Source organism: Amycolatopsis keratiniphila subsp. keratiniphila (assembly GCF_001620365.2).
Lineage (GTDB): Bacteria > Actinomycetota > Actinomycetes > Mycobacteriales > Pseudonocardiaceae > Amycolatopsis > Amycolatopsis keratiniphila.
Genome location: NZ_LQMT02000003.1, coordinates 1 through 254, shown reverse-complemented (window position 1 = coordinate 254; position 254 = coordinate 1). Strand labels below are relative to the sequence as shown.

Sequence of the window (254 nt, the reverse complement as noted above, 5' to 3'; positions counted from 1 at the left end):
TTGCAAGGAACGGACCGTTCATGGCGGTTCCGCGTGACTGGATGGACGACACACGTGCGGGGATGGACGACTCGCGTGATCCAACGGACGACACGCGTGACTGGATGGACGACTCGCGTGATCCGCCGGTGCTGCAGGTCGTGAGTGGCGAGAACGGCTCTAACCAAGGGTGTCTTGGCTACCAGCCGGCTTCCGGCTGCTGCCGGTCCCCCGGCTCACTGTCCATGAAGATGCTGGAGGTGTGTCGCGAAAGC

General features: G+C 63.4%; 1 protein-coding gene. It reads left to right on the top strand.

The features are described 5' to 3' along the window. Nucleotides 1-20: 20 nt before the first annotated feature. Nucleotides 21-254 (top strand): hypothetical protein (locus tag AVR91_RS43475; RefSeq protein ID WP_211282603.1); only part of this gene is annotated, 234 nt, incomplete at its 3' end.